Raw genomic sequence first — 20948 nt, 5'->3', positions numbered from 1 at the left:
TCCGGACGCAGCGGGGCGACCCGCTCGGCGTCGGTGACCGGCGCGAGGTTCGCACCGGTCAGCCTCAGCTCGTCCATCCGCACCAGCGGCGCGACGTCGGTCGAGAACTCCGCGGACGCGTTGGTCAGCACGCACACCGGCGCGGCGGTCTCCAGGATGTACCCGGTCCGCTCGGCGGGCTGGTCGGGGTCGACCGGCACGTACGCGCCACCGGCGACCGAGACCGCGTACATGGCCACCACCAGGTCGACCGAGCGCCGCAGCGCCAGCGCGACCCGAGCCTCCGGGCCGACACCGATCGAGATCAGGTGGCGGGCCAGGCCGTTGACCCGCGCGCCGAGTTCGGCGTAGGTCAGCGTCTCGCCGTCGGGGCCGATGAGGGCGATGGCGGTCGGCTTGGCGGCCACCGTCGCGGTCAGCATCGACGCCAGCGTGGCGGTCGAATCCACCTGGTGCGCGGTGTCATTGCGCCGGTCCAGGATCTCGGCCCGCTCGGCGGCGGCCAGGATCTCGATCTCGCCGACCGCGATCCGCGGCGCGGCCACGATCTCGCGCAGCAGGGCCACGAAGCGATCGGCGAAGCCGACCACGGTCTCCCGGTCGAAGATGTCCGTCGCGTAGGTCAGGATGCCGGTGATGCCGTCGGCCGCGCCGTCGTCGCCGTACAGGTCGGAGACGATCAGGTGCAGGTCGAACTGCGACAGCTCGGTGTCCACGTCCAGGCCGGACACGCTCAGGCCCGGGAGTTCCAGGGTGGAGCGGGTCAGGTTCTGGAAGGACAGACCCACCTGGAACAGCGGGTGCCGCGCGGTCGAACGGGCCGGGTTGAGCACCTCGACGAGGCGCTCGAACGGCACGTCCGCATTGGCGTAGGCCTGGATGTCGGTCTCGCGCTGACGCGCCAGCAGAGCGTCGAACGGTTCGCCGCCGTCGACCTCGGTGCGGAACACCAGGGTGTTGACGAACATGCCGATCAGGTCGTCGAGGACGGCCTCGCCACGACCGGCCATCGGCGTGCCGATGGCGATGTCGCTGGAGCCCGACAGCCGCGCGAGCAGCACGGCGAGCGCGGTGTGCACGACCATGAACAGCGTCGCGCCCTCGGCGCGGGCCAGATCGACCAGCCCCGAGTGCAATTCGGCGTCGATGCGGATGTCGATCTTGCCACCGGCGAAGGACTGCACCGCCGGACGCGGCCGGTCGGCCGGGAGGTCCAGCTGGTCGGGCAGCCCGGCCAGCGCCTGCTGCCAGTAGGCGACCTGCTTGGCGGCCAGCGAGTCCGCGTCGTTCTCGTCACCGAGCAGTTCGCGCTGCCAGATGGAGTAGTCCGCGTACTGCACCGCGAGCGGGCTCCAGCCCGGCTCCTGCTCGAGCGAGCGCGCCGCGTAGGCGGTCATCAGGTCGCGGGTCAGCGGCGCCACCGAGGAACCGTCACCCGAGATGTGGTGGATGACCAGTGCCAGCACGTATTCCGCCGGAGCCGCGGCGTCCGGGTTCACGATCTGGAACTGACCGGTGGGGGCGATGTCGGCGAAGTCGAAGGTGTAGGCCGCCGCGTGCGCCGCGGCTTCCGACTCGACCGGAGCCGGGGGCGGGGTCTCGCCCTCGATCTTGAACAGCGCCACCTCGAGCGGCACCTCGACGGTGACGTCGAAGCTGGTGGAGGTCAGCTCGACCAGCGCGCCGACGACCTCGTCGGCGGTCACGGTGCGCACCTCGAGCTCGGGCACGGCCTGCGCCGGCGGCAGGATGACCTGCACCGGGCCCTGCTCGGTCTGCGGGTAGATGGTGCGCAGGATCTCGTGGCGGGCAACCACATCCGCGATGGCCGACCGCAGCGCGTCCTCGTCGAGCGCGCCGGACAGGCGCACCGCGACCGGCACGTTGTAGGCCGCCGAGGCGGTGTCGAAGCGGTTGAGGAACCACATGCGCTGCTGGGCCAGCGACAGCGGGATGTTCTCCGGTCGCGGTGCGGCGGTCAGCGCCTTGCGGCCACCGGCCCCGGCGTCGTGCTCCACCCGGGCCGCGAGCGCGACCACGGTGGAGGCCTCGAACAGCAGTCGCACCGGCACCCGGGTGTTGAGCGCCTCGCCGAGGCGCGCGGCGACCTGGGTGGCCAGCAGCGAGTTGCCCCCCCACTGGAAGAAGTCGTCGTCCAGGCCGATGCGGCCGGATTCGACGCGCAGCACCTCCGCGAACACGCCCGCCACGATCTGCTCGATCGGGCTGACGGGGGCGCGGAAGACCGCCTTCTCGAAGGTGGGCTCCGGCAGTTCCTTGCGGTCCAGCTTGCCGTTGGCGTTGAGCGGCAACGCGTTCAGCGGCATGAAGACCGACGGGATCATGTACGACGGCAGCTCGGCGGCCAGCGCCGACTGCAGCGCCTGCTTGTCCGGCTCGCCGTCGGCGCCGACCACGTAGGCCACCAGGCGGTCGCCCAGCACCGGGTCGGTGTGCGCGACCACGGCGGCGGAGGCGATGGAATCCAGCCGCAGCAGCGCGGATTCGATATCGCCGAGCTCGATGCGGAAGCCGCGGATCTTCACCTGGAAGTCGGTGCGGCCCCGGTACTCGAGCTCGCCGTTCGCCTGCCAGGCCACCAGGTCACCGGTGCGGTACATGCGGGAACCGTTGTCGGCGAACGGGTTCGCGACGAAGCGGTCGGAGGTGAGGTCCGGGCGGCCGAAGTAGCCGCGTGCCAGCTGGGCGCCGGCCAGGTACAGCTCGCCGGACACGCCGACCGGCACCGGCCGCAGCCGCGAATCCAGCACGAACACCTGGGAGTTCCATTCGGGCGAGCCGATGGACACCGACAGCTCGTCGCGCTCGGTGACCCGGTGGTTGGTGATGGACACCGCGGCCTCGGTCGGGCCGTACAGGTTGAACAGTTCGGTGCGCGGACGCTCCCGCAGCACGCGCTGCGCGAGCGGTCCGGGCAGCGCCTCACCGATGGCCAGGATGCGCCACAGCGAGTCCGGCAGGCCCACCCGTCGCCCACCGCCACCCTCAACGGAGTCGCTTCGCGACGCTAGCCCTTCTGTGAGCAGCGCGTCGAGCATGGACGGCACCACGTGCAGGGTGGTCACCCATTCGCGGGCCATCAGCTCGTTCAGGTACGCCGGGTCCTTGTGGCCGTCCGGCGCGGCGATGACCAGGCGGCCACCGCAGGCCGCGGCGGACCAGAACTCCCAGACCGAGAGGTCGAAGGTGGCGGCGGTCTTGAGCAGCACCGCGTCGGCCGGGTCGAGGCCGAATTCGGTGACCTTCCAGAGCAACTGGTTCACGACCGCGCCGTGCGGCAGCGCCACACCCTTGGGGCGGCCGGTGGAACCGGAGGTGAAGATGACGTACGCCGTGTTGGCGGCGGTCAGCACCCGCACCCGGTCGGCGTCGGTGACCGGCTTCGCCGAGTGGACGCTCAGGTCCAGCTCGTCGATGCGCAGCACCTCGGCCAGTTCGGTCTCGAAACCGACGGCGGCGGTGGTGAGTACCGCCTTGGGCGCGGCAGTCTCCAGGATGTAGCCGACGCGCTCGGCGGGCTGATCCGGATCGATCGGCACGTAGGCGGCGCCGGCCTTGGCGACCGCGTACATGGCGACGACCAGGTCGGTGGACCGGCGAATGGCCAGGGCCACACGGTCTTCGGTGCCGATGCCGCGCGCGATGAGCTCACGGGCCAGCTGGTTCACCCGCGTGTCGAGTTCGGCGTAGGTGAGGTTCTCCACGCCGTCCGCGGTGTCGGCGACGATGGCCACGGCCTTGGCGTCGTCGGCCACCGCACGGTCGAGCAGCGAGACCAGGGTGGCCTCGGAGCCGCCGTCGAACACCGCGTTCACGTCCTGCGCGGTGTTGTTCCACCGGTGCAGGATCCGGGTGTTCTCGTCCTCGTCGAGCAGGTCGATGTCGCCGACGGCGACGGTGGTGTCGGCCAGGATGGCGTCCAGCACCCGCACGAACCGGTCGGCGAACGCCCGCACGGTCGATTCGTCGAACAGGTCGACGGCGTAACCGAATTCGGTGAGGATCTCGGCGGGGGTGCCGTCCTCGGTGTAGCGGTCGTACAGCGTGACGTGCAGGTCGGTCTTGGCCAGTTGCGACTCGAACTCGACGGCGGCCACGTGCAGGCCCGGCAGTTCGAAGGCGGTCTCGGCCAGGTTCTGGAACGAGAGGCCCACCTGGAACAGCGGGTTGCGCGCGGTGGAGCGGACCGGGTTGAGCACCTCGACGAGGCGCTCGAACGGCACGTCGGCGTTGGCGAAGGCCTCCAGGTCGCGTTCGCGGACCTCGGAGAGCAGGTCGGCGAAGCTCGCGTTGCCGTCGACCTGGGTGCGGAACACCAGGGTGTTCACGAACATGCCGATCAGGTCGTCGAGTTCGCGTTCACCACGGCCCGCGATCGGGGTGCCGACCGCGATGTCGTCGGTGCCCGACAGGCGGGCGAGCAGCACCGCGAGGGCGGCGTGCACGACCATGAACAGCGAGGCGTTGTTGGCGCGGGCCAGTTCGTGCAGCTTGGCGTGGCGTTCGGCGTCGATGTCGAAGCGCAGCGCCTTGCCGTGGAACGACTGCGCCGGCGGACGCGGCCGGTCGGTGGGCAGCTCCAGCTGGTCCGGCAGCCCGGCCAGCGCGCGGGTCCAGTACGAGACCTGCTTGGCGGCCAGTGATTCGGCGTCGTCCTCGCGGCCGAGCACCTCGCGCTGCCACAGCGCGTAGTCGGCGTACTGCACCGGCAGCGGAGCCCACTGCGGGACGTCGCCGTTCACCCGGGCCACGTAGGCGGCCATGATGTCGCGCGCCATCGGACCCATGGAGGAGCCGTCGGCGGAGACGTGGTGGACGGTGAACGCCAGCACGTGCTGGGTGGTCTCACTGTCGATGATCCGGAACATCTTGACCGCCAACGGAACCTCGACGGTGACGTCGAAGGTGGTCATGGCGAATTCGATGATCTTGCCGAGCAGGTCGGCCTCGGTCACGTCCTCCGGCACCAGCGTCAGCTCGGTCTGAGCGGCGGACAGCACCACCTGGTGCGGGCCCTCGGCGGCTCGCGGGTAGACCGTGCGCAGCACCTCGTGGCGGGCGATCACGTCGCCGATGGCCTGCTTCATGGCGTACAGGTCGAGCGCGCCGGTGAAGCGGACCGCGAGCGGGATATTGTCCACCGCGGAAGTGCTGGTGTCGAACTGGTTGAGGAACCAGTAGCGCTGCTGCGCCGGGGACAGCGGCAGGTGCGCGGGCCGTTCCCCCGCGACCAGGCTCGGGCGACGGCCCGAACCGGCATTGCGCTCCACGCGGGCGGCGAGCGCCGCGACGGTGGACGCCTCGAACAGATCGCGCACGGCCAGCTGGGTGTCCAGGGCCGCGCCGAGGCGGGCGGTGACCTGGGTGGCGATCAGCGAGTTGCCGCCGAGTTCGAAGAAGTCGTCGTCGACGCCGACCCGTCCGACGCCCAGGACGTCGGAGAAGGTGCCCGCCACGATCTCCTCGATCGGGGTGGACGGGGCGCGGAAGACCTTGGCCTCGAACACCGGCGCGGGCAACTGCTTGCGATCCAGCTTGCCGGAGGCGTTGAGCGGGAAGGCGTCCAGCACCACGAAGGCGGCCGGGACCATGTAGCCCGGCAGACCGTCCTGCAGTTCGGCGCGCACGGCGTCGAGGTCGACGGTGTGGCCGGTGGTGGGGATGACGTAGCCGACCAGCTGCTCGCCGAGGCGGTCGTCGGCGCGGACGACCACCACGGACTGGGCGATGGAGTCGATGGCGGTGAGCGCGGCCTCGATCTCGCCGAGCTCGATGCGCAGACCGCGCAGCTTCACCTGGAAGTCGGTGCGGCCCAGGTACTCCAGCTCACCACGACCGGTCCACTTCACGAGGTCACCGGTGCGGTACATGCGCTCGCCGTTGTGGAACGGGTCCGCCACGAAGCGGTCGGCGGTCAGTTCCGGACGCGCGACATAGCCGCGCGCCAGCTGGACGCCGGCGAGGTACAGCTCACCCGCGACACCCGGGGCGACCGGGTGCAAACGCGAATCCAGCACGTACACACGGGTGTTGAAGACCGGCGCGCCGATCGGCACCGACAGCGTGTCGGCGTCGTCCACCTCGTGGTAGGTGACGTCGACGGCCGCCTCGGTCGGGCCGTACAGGTTGTGCAGGCGGGCCCCGGTGAGCTCGCGCAGCTTCTGCGCGGTCGGCGCGGGCAGCGCCTCACCGGAGGCGAAGACCTGATGCAGCGAGGTGCATTCGGCGGCCTTCTCCTCGGCCACGAACACCGACATCATCGACGGCACGAAGTGCGCGGTGGTGACACCGGTGGCGATGATCAGGTCGGCCAGGTAGCCGGGATCGCGGTGGCCGTCCGGCTTGGCGATGACCAGCGACGCGCCGATCTGCAAGGGCCAGAAGAACTCCCACACCGACACGTCGAAGGTGGCGGGGGTCTTCTGCAGCACCACGTCGTCGTCGAACAGGCCGTACTCGGTCTGCATCCAGACCAGGCGGTTGACGATGGCGGTGTGGCTGACCGCCACGCCCTTCGGGCGGCCGGTGGAGCCCGACGTGAAGATCACGTACGCGACATCGTCGCCACGCAGCGGGGCGACGCGGTCGGCGTCGGTGATCGGGGCGTCGGAGTAGCCGGACAGGTCCAGTTCGTCGATCAGCAGTGTGCGCGTGGCGGTTTCGAACTCGTCGCGCGCGGTGCTGAGCACGCACACGGGCTGTGCGGTGTCGAGCACATACTGGTTGCGCTCGGCCGGGTGGTCGGGGTCCAGCGGCACGTACGCGCCACCGGCGACCGTGACGGCGTACATGCCGATCAGCAGGTCGAAGGAGCGGCGCATACCCAGGGCCACATAGGAATCCGGACCGACGCCCTCGGCGATGAGGTGGCGGGCCAGCTGGTGCACGCGGGCCGCGAACTCGCCGTAGGACAGCTGTGTAGGAATTTCCGGGCTCTGCCCGGGCGTCCCCTCGAACACCAGGGCGGTGAGGTTCGGAGTGTTCTTGGCCTGGTTCTCGAACATCGACGCCAGGGTGACCTCGGCGACGATCTTCTTGCCGCCCAAGGCGACGCGCTTGACGTCGTATTCGGTGGCGTTCCAGGACCGCAGCACCTGGCGGCGCTCTGCCGCGTTCAGCAGCTCGATATCGCCGACCAGCGCGGTCGGCTCGGCGACCACGGCCGACAGCAGGCGCACCAGGCGCTCACCGAAGCCCGCGATGGTGCTCGCGTCGAACATGTCGGTGGCGTAGGCGAATTCGGCCGTCATGCCGTCGCCGTCAGCCCGCTCGGTGATGTTGAGGTGCAGGTCGAACTTGGCGGTGACCACGTCCAGCGGCACGCCCGCCACTTCCAGACCGGGCAGCGCGAAGGTCGCCTCGCCGGTGTTCTGGAACGACAGCATGACCTGGAACAGCGGGTGCCGGGCCTGCGAGCGGGCCGGGTTGAGGATCTCCACCAGGCGCTCGAACGGCAGGTCGGCGTGGCCGAAAGCGGCCAGGTCGCTGTCCTTGGTGCGGGCCAGCAGCTCGGTGAACTTCTCCCCCGAGTCGACGCCGGTGCGCAGCACCAGGGTATTGACGAACATGCCGATGGCGTCGTCGAGCACCTGCTCACCACGTCCGGCGACCGCGGTGCCGATGGCGATGTCGTCGCCGCCGGACAGGCGCGCCAGCAGGGCCGCGAAGGCCGCGTGCACGACCATGAACAGCGAGGCGCCGTGCTGGCGGGCCAGGGCCTCGAGTCCGGCCAGCAGCTCGGCGTCGATGGCGAACTCGTGCACGCCACCGGCATTGGAGGCCACGGCCGGGCGCGGCCGGTCGGAGGGCAGGTCGATCTGGTCGGGCAGGCCCGCCAGGTCGTTGCTCCAGTAGGCCACCTGCTGCGAGATCAGCGAGTCGGCGTCGTCCTCGGAGCCGAGGGTCTCGCGCTGCCAGAGCGCGAAGTCGGCGTACTGGACGGGCAGCGGAGCCCACTGCGGCGCTTCGCCCTGGGCGCGCGCGGCGTAGGCGAGCATGACGTCGCGGGCCAGCGGACGCACCGACCAGCCGTCGCCGGAGATGTGGTGGACCACGAAAACCAGGACGTGCGTGGGCACGACGGCGGTGCCGTCAATGGATACCGTGGCATCCGAGACCCGGAACAGCCCGGCGCGCACCGGCGCGGCGGCGGTGACGTCGAAGCCGGTGAGTACCAGTTCGGCGATCCGCTCACGCAGGTCGGCCTCGGCCACGTCGATCGCGGCGGCGTCCAGGCGGACCTGGTCGGCGGGCAGGATCACCTGCACGCCACGGCCTTCGGCGTTCTCCGGGTAGACCGTGCGCAGCACCTCGTGGCGCTCGAGCACGTCGCCGACGGCGGCCAGCAGCGCATCCGTGTCGAGGTCGCCGGTCAGGCGCACCGCGAGCGGGATGTTGTTGACGGCCGAGGCGGTGTCGAAGCGGTTGAGGAACCACATGCGCTGCTGTGCCAGCGACAGCGGGATCTCGTCCGGGCGGGCCTGCGCCACCAGGGCGCGGCGGCTGCCGGTGCCCGCCTGCGCCTCGACCCGGGCCGCGAGGGCGGCCACGGTCGGGGCGTCGAACAGGGCGCGGACGGGGATCCGGGTGTCGAGGGCCGCGCCCACGCGGGCGACGACCTGGGTGGCGATCAGCGAGTTGCCGCCGAGTTCGAAGAAGTCGTCGTCGGCGCCGACCGGGGACTCGAGTCCGAGCACCTCGGCGAAGACCTCGGCCACGATCTCCTCGGCCCGGGTCGCGGCGGCGCGGAACTCGCGGGCGGCGAACTCCGGCTCCGGCAGGGCGCGGCGGTCCAGCTTGCCGTTGGCGCTGAGCGGGAACCCGCCCAGTGCCACGAAGGCGGCCGGAACCATGTAGGAGGGCAGCTGCTCACCGAGGTGGGCGCGCAGGGCTTCAGTGTCGAATTTGCCCTGCGCTTCGCTCCGGGCGGGTTCGTGGCGCTGAGGGTCTCGTTCTTCCCTCCTCCGCTCCTCCGCTTCGCTCCCCCGCTCCAAGCGCGGGGAGGCGGAGCGCAGTCCAGAACGAGACGCGCCACGAACCTCCGATGGAATGACATAGGCGACAAGCTGATCACCAATCCGCGCGTCCGAGCGCACCACCACGACGGCCTGTGACACGGCGGGATGGGCGATGAGCGCGGCCTCGATCTCGCCGAGCTCGATGCGCAGACCGCGCAGCTTCACCTGGAAGTCGGTGCGGCCGATGTACTCCAGCTCGCCGTCCGCGGTCCAGGTGACGAGGTCACCGGTGCGGTACATGCGCCGGCCCGGGGTGAAGGGGTTGGCGACGAAGCGGTCCGCCGACAGGTCGGGGCGGGCCACGTAGCCGCGCGCCAGCTGCACACCGGCCAGGTAGAGCTCGCCCGCCATGCCCGGGGCGACCGGGTGCAGGCGCGAATCCAGCACGTACACCTGGGTGTTGAACACCGGACGACCGATCGGCACGGTCTCGGTGTCGGCGTCGACGACCTGGTGGTAGGTGACGTCGACCGCGGCCTCGGTGGGGCCGTACAGGTTGTGCAGGGCCGCGCCGGTGACCCGGCGCAGCTGCTGGGCGGTGGTCGCGGGCAGCGCCTCACCGGAGGCGAACACCAGACGCAGGCCGGTGCACCGCGCGGCGGCGGGCTCGGCCACGAACACGGCCATCATCGACGGCACGAAGTGCGCGGTCGTGACGCCCTCGCGGGCAATGGTTTCCGCCAGGTACACCGGGTCACGGTGCCCGTCCGGCTTGGCCACGACCAGCTTCGCGCCGATCTGCAAGGGCCAGAAGAACTCCCACACCGACACGTCGAACGTCGCCGGAGTCTTCTGCAGCACCACGTCTTCGGCGGTCAGACCGTATACGGCCTGCATCCACACCAGGCGGTTCACGATCGCCGAATGCGGCACCGCCACACCCTTGGGGCGACCGGTCGAACCGGACGTGAAGATCACGTACGCGGTGTTCGAAGCATCCAGCGGCGCACGGCGATCCGCGTCGGTCAGCGCGGTGTCGGAGTAGCCCGACAGGTCCGCGGTGTCCACGGCGAGGATCGGCACGGTGGCGTGGGTGAACCCGTCGCGCTCGGTGGTGAGCACGCACACCGGCCGGGCCGTCTCGAGCACGTAGTCGATGCGGTCGGCGGGCTGGTCCAGGTCCAGCGGCACGTACGCGCCACCGGCCTCGACGATCGCGTACATGGCGACCACCAGGTCCAGCGAGCGGCGCATGCCCAAGGCCACCATGCTCTCCGGGCCGACGCCGGCCTCGACGAGCTTGCGGGCCAGCTGGTGCACCCGTCCGGCGAACTCGGCGTAGGACAGAGCTGTAGCCGGTTGGGAGGTATCGGCGTGCTCGAACGCGACGGCGGTCGCTTCGGGGGTCCGCTCGGCCTGGGCTTCGAACAGCGCGACCAGCGTCTCGCCCGCGTCGCCGGAGGCGCTGCGCACGACCTCGCCCGCGGCGGTGTCCTCGGCCGACAGGGTGCCCGACGTCAGTTCCGCGACCACCGAGACGACGTCGGCGGTGGTGCGGTTCCAGTCGCGCAGCACGCGGGTGCGCTCGCCGCCGACCAGCAGGTCGATATCGCCCACGGCCCGCTCCGGCTTGGCCGCGACGGCCTTCAGCAGCAGGTCGAACCGGTCGGCGAAGCGCGCCATGGTGGCCGCGTCGAACAGGTCGGTGGCGTAGATGAGTTCGGCGGTGATGCCGGACTGCGGTGCGGCGGCGTTCTCGGTGAGCACCAGCTGCAGGTCGAACTTGGCGGTGTCGATCGGCAGTTCGACGGCGCTGACGGTCAGGCCGGGCAATTCCAGTTCGGTGATGCCGGTGTTCTGGAAGGACAGCATGACCTGGAACAACGGGTGCCGGGCCTGCGATCGGGCCGGGTTGAGGATCTCCACCAGGCGCTCGAACGGCAGATCGGCGTGGCCGAAGGCCTGGATGTCGGTGCCGCGCACCGTGTCCAGCAGTTCGGTGAAGCCGGCGCCGCCGTCCACCTCGGTGCGCAGCACCAGGGTGTTGACGAACATGCCGATGAGGTCGTCGAGGGCGCGTTCGCCTCGACCGGCGACCGGGGTGCCGATGGCGATGTCGGACTCGCCGGACAGCCGCGACAGCAGGACGGCCAGGGCCGAGTGCATGACCATGAACAGCGTGGTGCCGCGGGTGCGGGCGAGTTCGGCCAGCGCGCCATGGGTTTCGGCGTCGATGTCGAACACGTGGGTGGCGCCGCGGCCCGAGGCCACGGCCGGACGCGGCCGGTCGGACGGCAGCTCCAGCTGGTCGGGCAGGCCGCGCAGCGACTCCCGCCAGTACGAGATCTGCTGCGAGATCACCGATTCGGCGTCGCGCTCGTCACCGAGCACCTCGCGCTGCCACAGCGCGTAGTCGGCGTACTGGACGTCGAGCACCTGCCAGCCGGGTTCGCCGCCCTCGACGCGCGCGCCGTAGGCGGTCATGACGTCCCGGGTGAGCGGGCCCATGGAGAAACCGTCGGCCGAGATGTGGTGCACCACCAGCGCGAGCACGTGCTCGGTGGGGCTGACCTCGAACAGGCGGGCCCGGAACGGCACGTCCACGGTGACGTCGAAGCCGGTCAGCACCAGCTCCGAGAGCGCCTGCGGCAGTGCGGTTTCGGAGACCTCGACCGGGGTCAGGTCCGGGATGACCTGGCTGGTCGGGACGATCTCCTGGTACGCATGGCCGTCGATCTCGGGGTAGCGGGTGCGCAGCGACTCGTGCCGAGCCAGTACGTCGGCGACGGCGATCTGCAGGGCCTGGCGGTCCACCAGACCGGACAGCCGCACGGCTGCCGGGATGTTGTCCACGGCCGATTCGGGATCGAACCGGTTGAGGAACCACATGCGCTGCTGGGCCAGCGACAGCGGCAGCCGCTCGGGCCGCTCCTGCGCGACCAGGGCCAGGCGGGTGCCGGAGCCGGAATGGGTTTCGGCCTTGGCGGCCAGCGCGGCCACGGTCGAGGACTCGAAGATCTCGCGCACGCCGAGTTGGGTGTCCAGCGCGGCGGACAGGCGCGCCGCCACCTGAGTGGCGATGAGCGAGTTGCCGCCCAGGGCGAAGAAGTCGTCATCGAGACCGACCCGTTCCAGGCCGAGGATCTCGGCGAACACATCGGCCACGATCTGCTCGACCGGAGTGACGGGGGCGCGGAACACCGCGGCCTCGAACACCGGCGCGGGCAGCGCCTTGCGGTCCAGCTTGCCGGAGGCGTTGAGCGGGAACTCGTCGAGCACCATCAGGATCGACGGCACCATGTAGGACGGCACGCTCTCGCCGATCTCGGCGCGCACGGCCTCCACGTCCACGCTGCGACCCGCCGCGCCGATGACGTAGCCGACCAGCTGGTCACCGGCGTGCGGGTCGTGGCGCACCACGACCACCGACTGCGCGATGGAATCCAGTGCGGTGAGCGCGGATTCGATCTCGCCGAGCTCGATGCGCAGACCGCGCAGCTTCACCTGGAAGTCGGTGCGCCCGATGTACTCCAGCTCGCCGTCCGCGGTCCAGGTGACGAGGTCACCGGTGCGGTACATCCGCTCCGACGTGCCGAACGGGTTGGCCACGAAGCGATCCGAGGACAAGTCCGGCCGCGCGACGTAGCCGCGGGCCAGCTGGTCACCGGCGAGGTACAGCTCGCCCGCGACGCCGACCGGAACCGGCCGCAGCCGCGAATCCAGCACGTACACCTGGGTGTTGAACACCGGACGGCCGATCGGCACCGAGTCCACGTCGGCGTCCACGACCTGGTGGTAGGTGACGTCGACCGCGGCCTCGGTGGGGCCGTAGAGGTTGTGCAGCTCGGCCCCGGTGAGCTCGCGCAGCTTGTGTGACGGCTTCGGGGACAGCGCCTCACCGGAGGCGAAGACCATGCGCAGGCTGGTGCACCGCGCGGCGGCCTCCTCCGCCACGAACACCGCCAGCATGGACGGCACGAAGTGGGTGACCGTGACGCCCTCGCGGGCGATGAGGTCGGCGAGGTAAGCCGGGTCGCGGTGGCCGTCGGGCTTGGCCACGACCAGCTTCGCGCCGATCTGCAAGGGCCAGAAGAACTCCCACACCGACACGTCGAACGTGGCCGGGGTCTTCTGCAGGACGACGTCCTCGGCGGTCAGACCGTACTCGGCCTGCATCCACACCAGGCGGTTCACGATCGCCGAGTGCGGCACGGCCACACCCTTCGGGCGACCGGTCGAACCCGACGTGAAGATCACGTACGCGGTGTTCGAATCCCGCAGCGGCGCACGGCGATCCGCGTCGGTCAGCGGCGCGGCCGAGTAGCTCGACAGGTCCAGCTTGTCGATGCGCACCTGCGCGGTGTCGACCGGGAGGTCCTCACCGGAGGTCAGCACGGTCACCGGGTCGGCGGTCTCGAGGATGTACTCGGTGCGCTCGGCCGGGTGGTCCGGGTCCAGCGGCACGTAGGCCGCGCCGGTGACGGCGACCGCGTACATACCGACGACCAGGTCCAACGAGCGCCGCATGCCCAGCGCCACGAACGATTCCGCGCCGACGCCGCGCTCGACCAGCCAGCGGGCCAGGCGGTGCACACGCTCGCCGAACTCGGCGTAGGAAAGAGCCGTTCCCTCGAACGCGACGGCGGTCGCTTCGGGAGTCCGCTCGGCCTGCGCCTCGAACATGGCGACCAGGGTGGCGTTCTCGGCTTTGTGCTCGGTGAGCACGGCCTCCACGTCGAAGGCGGTCTCGTTCCAGGTCTCGACGACCTGGGTGCGTTCGGCGGCGTCGACCAGCTCGATATCGCCCACGGCCGCAGCCGGATCCGTGGTGATGGCGGTCAGCACCCGGATCAGGCGGCCCGCGATGCGCTCGACGGTGGCCTCGTCGAACAGGTCGCGCAGGTAGCCCGCGCGGATGCGCAGCCGGGTGTCGAGCTGGGCGATGAGGGTGAGCGGGTAGTGGGTGGCGTCCGCGGCGTCCAGGCCGGTGACGGCCATGCCGTCGATATCGGCGGCCTGGGACCGGATGCCCTCGGCGTCGACCGGATAGGACTCGAACACCACGAGGGTGTCGAAGAGTCCGCCGATGCCCGCGGCCGACTGGATGTCGGCCAGGCCCACGTAGTGGTGGTCGAGCAGGTCGGCCTGCTCGCCCTGGGTGCGGGTGAGCAGCGTGCTCGCCGCCTCGGCCGGGTCGAAGGCGACCCGCACCGGCACGGTGTTGATGAACAGACCCACCATGGACTCGACACCCGAGAGCTGCGCCGGGCGACCGGACACGGTGGTGCCGAACAGCACGTCCTCGCGGCCGGTGAGGCGGCCGAGCAGGATGCCCCAGGCGACCTGGAGCACGGTGTTCGGGGTGACGCCGAGTTCGGCGGCCAGCCCGGTCAGGCGCGCGGTCGCGGCCTCGTCCAGGTCGAAGAAGTACTCGCCGGACAGTGCGGTGATCTCGCGGCCGGTGTCGGGACGGGTGAGCAGGGTCGGCTCGGAGACGCCGAGCAGCGACTTCTGCCAGGCCGCCAGTGACGCCGAACGGTCCTGCTGCGCAACCCATTCCAGGAAGTAGCGGTAGGACCGCACCGGCGGCAGCACCGCGGTGTCGGAGTGCGTGGCGTAGAGCACCAGCAGGTCCTGCATGAGCAGCGGCATGGACCAGCCGTCGAGCAGGATGTGGTGGTTGGCCACGGCCAACTGGTAGCTGTGGGCGTCGGTGCGCACCAGCGTGTAGCGGATGAGCGGCGGCGCGGTCAGGTCGAAGCGCTGGACGCGGTCCTCGGCGATGATCTCCGCGGCCCGCGCCGCGCGGGCGTCGGCGTCGGCGATGTCGGTGAGGTCGTGGTTGGTCCACGCCACCTTCACGCCGTCGATGACGACCTGCACCGGAACGCCGGACGCGTCGTTCACATAAGCGGTGCGCAAGATCTCGTGACGCTCGATGAGCGCCTGCGCGGCCGACCGCAGCCGGTCGGCGTCGACGCGACCCTCGAGGGTGAGCACCGCCTGCGCGGTGTACACGTCCACCGAGGTGGCGGCCAGCTGCGCGTGGAAGAGCAGACCGGCCTGCAGCGCGGACAGCGGCCACACCTGGTGCAGGGAACCGTAGCGCTTCTCCCAGCCGTCGATGTCGCGCTGGGTGACGCGGACCAGGCCGAAGTCGGACGGGGTGTGCCCGTCCTTGGCCGAATCGGCGTGCGCGGCAACGGCTTCGAGCGCGGACACCCACAGGGCGGCGAACTCGGCGATCTCGGTGGCGGAGATCAGCGTGCTCGGGTAACCGATCTGCGCGGTCAGCTTGTCGCCCGCGACGATGGCGTTGATGTCGATCGGGGCCATGGCGGGCATGTCGGCGTCGTAGGAGCCCGCCAGGTCGGCCAGGTCGGCCGCCGGGATCCAGCCGAAGCCGCGCAGCGCCTCGGGCACGTCGCCCTCGTTGACCCGGCCCAGGTAGTTGAAGCTGACCTGGCCCGGCAGCTGCTTGGGCAGCTGGGCGGCGGTGTCGGAGTTCATGTACCGCAGCAGGCCGTAACCGATGCCCTTGTCGGGCACCGCGAGCAGCTGCTCCTTGACCGTCTTGATGGCCCGGCCCATGGCCGCGCCGCCGGTGAGGGCGGCGTCCACGTCGATGCCGGACAGGTCGAAGCGCACCGGGAAGATGGCGGTGAACCAGCCGACCGTGCGGGACAGGTCGGCGCCGGGCACGACCTCTTCCTCGCGGCCGTGGCCTTCCAGGCGGACGAGGGCGGACTTCTCCCCCAGGCCCTTGCCGGCGCGGAACTTGGCCACCGCCAAGGCGAGTGCGGTGAGCAGACCGTCGTTGACGCCGCCGTGGAACAGGGCGGGCACGGTGGTCAGCAGCGAGCGGGTGGCCTCGGCCGACAGCTCGACGCGGTGCTTGACGATGGTCGCGGTGACGTCGACGGCCGGGTCCATGGCGCGCTCGGTGAGCAGCGGGTCCGGGCCCTCGACGACGCCGCGCCAGAACTCGAGTTCGGCCACGCGCTCTTCGGTGGCGGCCTCCCGCTCGAGGGCGTGCGCCCAGGTGCGCATGCTGGTGGCGGGGGCGACCAGCTCGGGGGTCTGTCCGGCGGACAGCTGACCCCAGGCGGCGACGAAGTCCGGCACCAGGATTCGCCAGGTGACGCCGTCGACCACGAGGTGGTGACCGGCCACGATCAGGCGGCCCGCGCGACTGTTGTCCGAGGGCTCCAGCCACACGAACCGGATGACCTGTCCCGCAGCGGGATCCAGCTTGTCCAGCGTGGCATCCAGTGCGGCGGTGGCGATCTCGAACAGCTGCTCGTCGCTGACGGCCGCGTCGAACTCGGTGCGGTCGATCAGCGAATCCGCGTCGATGGTTCCGGGAGCGGCGGTTTCGACGATCCAGTCGGCGTCCGGCACCCGACGCAGGCGCGCCCGCAGCATGTCGTGGCGGTCGATGACCGCGCCGACGGTGGCGGCGATGCCCGCGCGGTCGATGCCGTGCGGGAGTTCCAGGGCCACGGTCTGGTTGAAGCGGCCGAACTCGCCCGGCCGTCCCGCCATGAACCGCACCACCGGCGTCAGCGGCATGACACCCACGCCGCCGCCGGGCAGCTCGGTCAGCTGCGGGGCCGAATCGCCCTGGCCGTCCACGGATACCGTCGCGATGGCGGCCAGGCCGGACACGGTGCGCTGCTCGAACACGTCGCGTGGTGAGAACACCACGCCGCGCGCCTTCGCCCGCGACACCAGCTGGATGGAGACGATGGAGTCACCGCCGAGCGCGAAGAACGAGTCGTCGATGCCAACCCGCTCCAGGCCCAGCACCTCGGCGAACACCTCGGCGATGGTCTGCTCGAGGGTGTTGCGCGCGGCCCGGAAGACCACCTCGGTGGCGAAGACCGGTTCGGGCAGTGCCCGGCGGTCCAGCTTGCCGACCGGGGTCAGCGGCACCCGGTCGATGATCATGACCGAGGACGGCACCATGTACGCGGGCAGCCGCTGCTCGACGTGCGCGGTCACGGCCGCCACATCGATCGAATGACCCGGCGTGGCAACGACATACGACACCAGCGAGGTCGCGCCCGCGGCGTTCTTGTGGCCCACGGTGACCGCGAAGTCGACAGTCTCGTGCGAGGCCAGCGCCGCGTCGATCTCACCGAGCTCGATACGGAAACCGCGCACCTTCACCTGGAAGTCGGAGCGGCCGACGTACTCGACCAGTCCGTCCGGGGTCCAGCGGACCACGTCACCGGTGCGGTACATGCGCGCGCCGTCCACGTACGGGTTGGCGACGAAACGGTCGGCGGTCAGGCCCGGCCGCGCGTGGTAGCCGCGCGCCAGCTGGATGCCCGACAGGTACAGCTCACCCGCGACGCCCACCGGCACCGGGCGCAGACGGTTGTCGAGGATCAGCGACTGCATGCCCCGGATCGGACCACCGATGGTGACCAGATCGCCCGGCGTCAGCGCGTCGCTGATGTTGGTCATGATCGTGGTCTCGGTCGGACCGTAGCCGTTGTGGAAGGCGCGCATCGTGCCGTCCGCCAACGGAACCGCCCACTTCTCGACCAGGTCGGCCGGGACGGCTTCACCACCGGCGACCAGCACGCGCAGCGAGTCCAGGCCCGCCGGTCCGAAGGTGGACAGCGCGGCCGGGGTGATGAACGCGTGGGTGGCCCGCTCGCGGCGGATCAGCTCGGCGAGCTCCTCGCCGCCGTAGGTGCCCGGCGGGACGACCACCAGGGTGCCGCCCTTGCCGATGGCGAGCAGGAATTCCAGCATCGACGCGTCGAACGAGGGCGACGCGAAATGCAGTGCGCGCGAGGAGGAGTCGAGCGCGTACCGCTCGGCCTGCTCGACGGTGAAGTTGGCCAGGCCGGCGTGGCTGACCACGACGCCCTTGGGCACACCGGTGGAACCGGAGGTGTAGATGACGTAGGCCGGGTGCTCCGGGCGCAGCGGGCGCACCCGCTCGGCGGCGTCGATCGCGGTGTCCGCGAACGCGTTCGCTCCACCTCCCAGCGCTTGATCCAGGTCGTCCAGCACCAGCCACTCGACCGAGTCCGGCATGTCCGCGCGCACCGACGCCACGGTCAGGCCGACCGGCGAACCGGAGTCGGTGACCATGTGGGCGATGCGGTCGGCCGGGTAGCTCGGGTCCACCGGCACGAACGCCGCACCGGTCTTGGCCACCGCCCATTCGGCGAAGTAGGACTCGTCCGAACGCGGCACGGCGACGGCGACCAGATCCTCGGTGCCGATGCCGCGCTCGATGAGCAAGCGCGCCAAGCGGTTCGAGCGGGAATCCAGCTCGCCGTAGGACAGACTCCTGCCCTCGAACACCACCGCGGGCGCGGCGGGATCGATGGCGACGGCGTCGGCGATCAGCTCGGGCAGGGTGCGCGCCGGGACGGCGGGCAGGCCGAACCGGGCCACCAGATCGGCGCGCTCGCCGGAGTCCAGGATGTCGATCGCACCGACGCCGATCTCCGGGTTCGCGGCGACGGCCTCGAGCACCCGCACCCAGCGCTGCGCGAACCCGGCCGCGGTGGCCGCGTCGAACAGATCGGTGGCATAGGTCAGGGCCAAAGCCATGCCGGAGTCCTGCTCCGACAAGGTGAACTGCAGATCGAAGCGCGAGACGTTCTCGTCGAGGTCCAGCGTGGAGACCGTCAGACCCGGCAGTTCGATGCTGGCGCGGTCCAGGTTCTGGAAGGCCAGCATGACCTGGAACAGCGGGTTGCGGGCCTGCGAGCGCTCGGGCGCGAGCAGTTCCACCAGCCGCTCGAACGGCACATCGGCATTGCCGAAGGCGTCGAGGTCGGTGTGGCGGACGCGATCCAGCAGGTCGGTGAACGACTCGCCGGGCTCGATGCCGGTGCGCAGCACCAGCGTGTTGACGAACATGCCGACCAGGTCGTCGAGCGCGGCCTCACCGCGACCGGCGACCGGGGTGCCGACCGCGATGTCGTCGCCGCCGGACAGGCGGGCCAGCAGCACCGCGAGAGCGCTGTGCATGACCATGAACAGCGACGAACCACGCTGGCGGGCAACGTCTTCCAGCGCCGCGATCAGCTCGGGCGACAGCGTCCGCTGCAGGGTCGCGCCGCGGTGCGAGGCGATGGCCGGGCGCGGGCGGTCGGTGGGCAGGGCCAGCTCGTCCGGCACGCCGCCGAGCACGCGCTGCCAGTAGGCGACCTGGCGGGCCATGATCGAGGACGAATCCTCTTCCGAGCCCAGCACTTCGCGCTGCCACAGCGCGAAGTCGGCGTACTGCACGGCCAGCGGGGCCCAGCCGGGCACCGCGCCCTGGGTGCGCGCGGTGTAGGCGACCATGACGTCGCGGGCCAGCGGGGACATGGAGAAACCGTCACCGGCGATGTGGTGCACGACCACCACGAGCACGTGCTCGGTGGCGTCCTCGCCGCCGGCGCGGAACAGGCGGGCGCGCAGCGGAACCTGTTCGGCCACATTGAAGCCCAGTGTGGCGAACGCGGTCACCGTGGCAGTCAGATCCGCGGGCGCGACCGTGACCGGGCGCAGATCGAGGGCGATCTCCTCGGCCGGAACGACCACCTGCATGGGGGTGCCGCCGTGCTCGGGGTACTTGGTGCGCAGCGACTCGTGTCGGCGGACAACGTCGGCGACCGCGAGTTCCAGTGCGGCGGTGTCGAGTTCACCGGTGAGACGAATCGCCAGCGGCAGGTTGTAGGCCGCCGAATGAGTGTCGTACTGGTTGAGGAACCACATGCGCTGCTGCGCGAACGACAGCGGCACCAGCTCCGCTCCACCTCCCAGCGCTTCCGGAATCCGGGTGCGGGCAATCAGTTTGGCGCGCGAAGCGCCGTCGGCGTGCGACTCGATGCGGGCCGCCAGCGCCTCGACCGTGGTGGCCTCGAACAGGGTGCGCACCGCCACCGTGGTGTCCAGGGCCGCGCCGATGCGCGACACCACACGGGTGGCGATGAGCGAGTTGCCGCCCAGGTCGAAGAAGTCGTCGTCCAGACCGACCCGCTCCAGGCCGAGCACCTCGGCGAAGACGCCGGCGACCGTCTCCTGGGTCGGAGTCTCCGGGGCGCGGAAGGCGCGCGCCTGCGCGGCCGGGGCCGGCAGGGCACGGCGGTCCAGCTTGCCGTTGACGGTCAGCGGGATCCGCTCCAGCACCACGACGGCCGACGGGACCATGTAGGCGGGCAGCAGCTCGGCGGCGCCGTCGCGGACGGCGTCCACGGCGGGCGCGACACCGTCCTGCGGCACCACGTAGGCGACGATGCGCTGGTCGCCCGGCTGGTCCTCGCGCACGATGACCGCGGTCTGCGCGACCCCGGCCTGCGCCAGCACCGCCGACTCGATCTCACCGAGCTCGATGCGGAAGCCGCGGACCTTGACCTGGTCGTCGGCGCGGCCCAGGTATTCGAGTTCGCCGAAGCGGTTCCAGCGGGCCACGTCACCGGAGCGGTACAGGCGGGTGCCCGGCGCGCCGAAGGGGCTGGCCACGAAGCGGGCCGCGGACAGGTCCGGGCGGCCCAGGTACCCACGCGCCAATTGCGCACCGGCGACGTACATCTCACCCGCGACGCCGACCGGCACCGGGTGCAGGCGGTCGTCGAGGACGTACACGCGCAGACCGGCGATGGCCCGGCCGACCACCGAACCGGTGGCGGCGGCGATGGTGTCGGCGTCGAGCACCCGCACGGACACGTGGACCGTGGTCTCGGTGATGCCATACATGTTCACCAGGTACGGGGTGGAATCCCCGTGGCGGGCAACCCAATCCGACAGGCGGCGCAGCTCCAGCGCCTCACCGCCGAAGACGACGTAGCGCAGGGCCAGGTCCTGCTGGTCGCCGGCGGTGGCCGCGATGCGGTCGGCCTCGGCCAGCTGGTAGAACGCCGACGGCGTCTGGTTGAGGACCGTGACCTGCTCGCGGCGCAGCAGTTCCAGGAACTGCTCCGGGGAGCGCGACACGTAGTAGTCGACGACGAC

At 70.9% G+C, this 20948-nt stretch carries 1 protein-coding gene (running past both ends of the window); it reads right to left on the bottom strand.

Window positions 1-20948: part of a non-ribosomal peptide synthase/polyketide synthase coding region (locus ACFV4K_RS01570; RefSeq protein ID WP_379271153.1), annotated on the bottom strand (this coding region is incomplete at its 3' end). The annotated region is longer than the window, extending 8250 nt past the left edge and 15258 nt past the right edge; the window shows 20948 of its 44456 annotated nt.

Origin of the sequence: Nocardia sp. NPDC059764, assembly GCF_042732555.1 — a bacterium.
Lineage (GTDB): Bacteria > Actinomycetota > Actinomycetes > Mycobacteriales > Mycobacteriaceae > Nocardia.
Note: the sequence above shows the minus strand (reverse complement) of the source record. Positions and strands in the feature narration are given on the sequence as shown.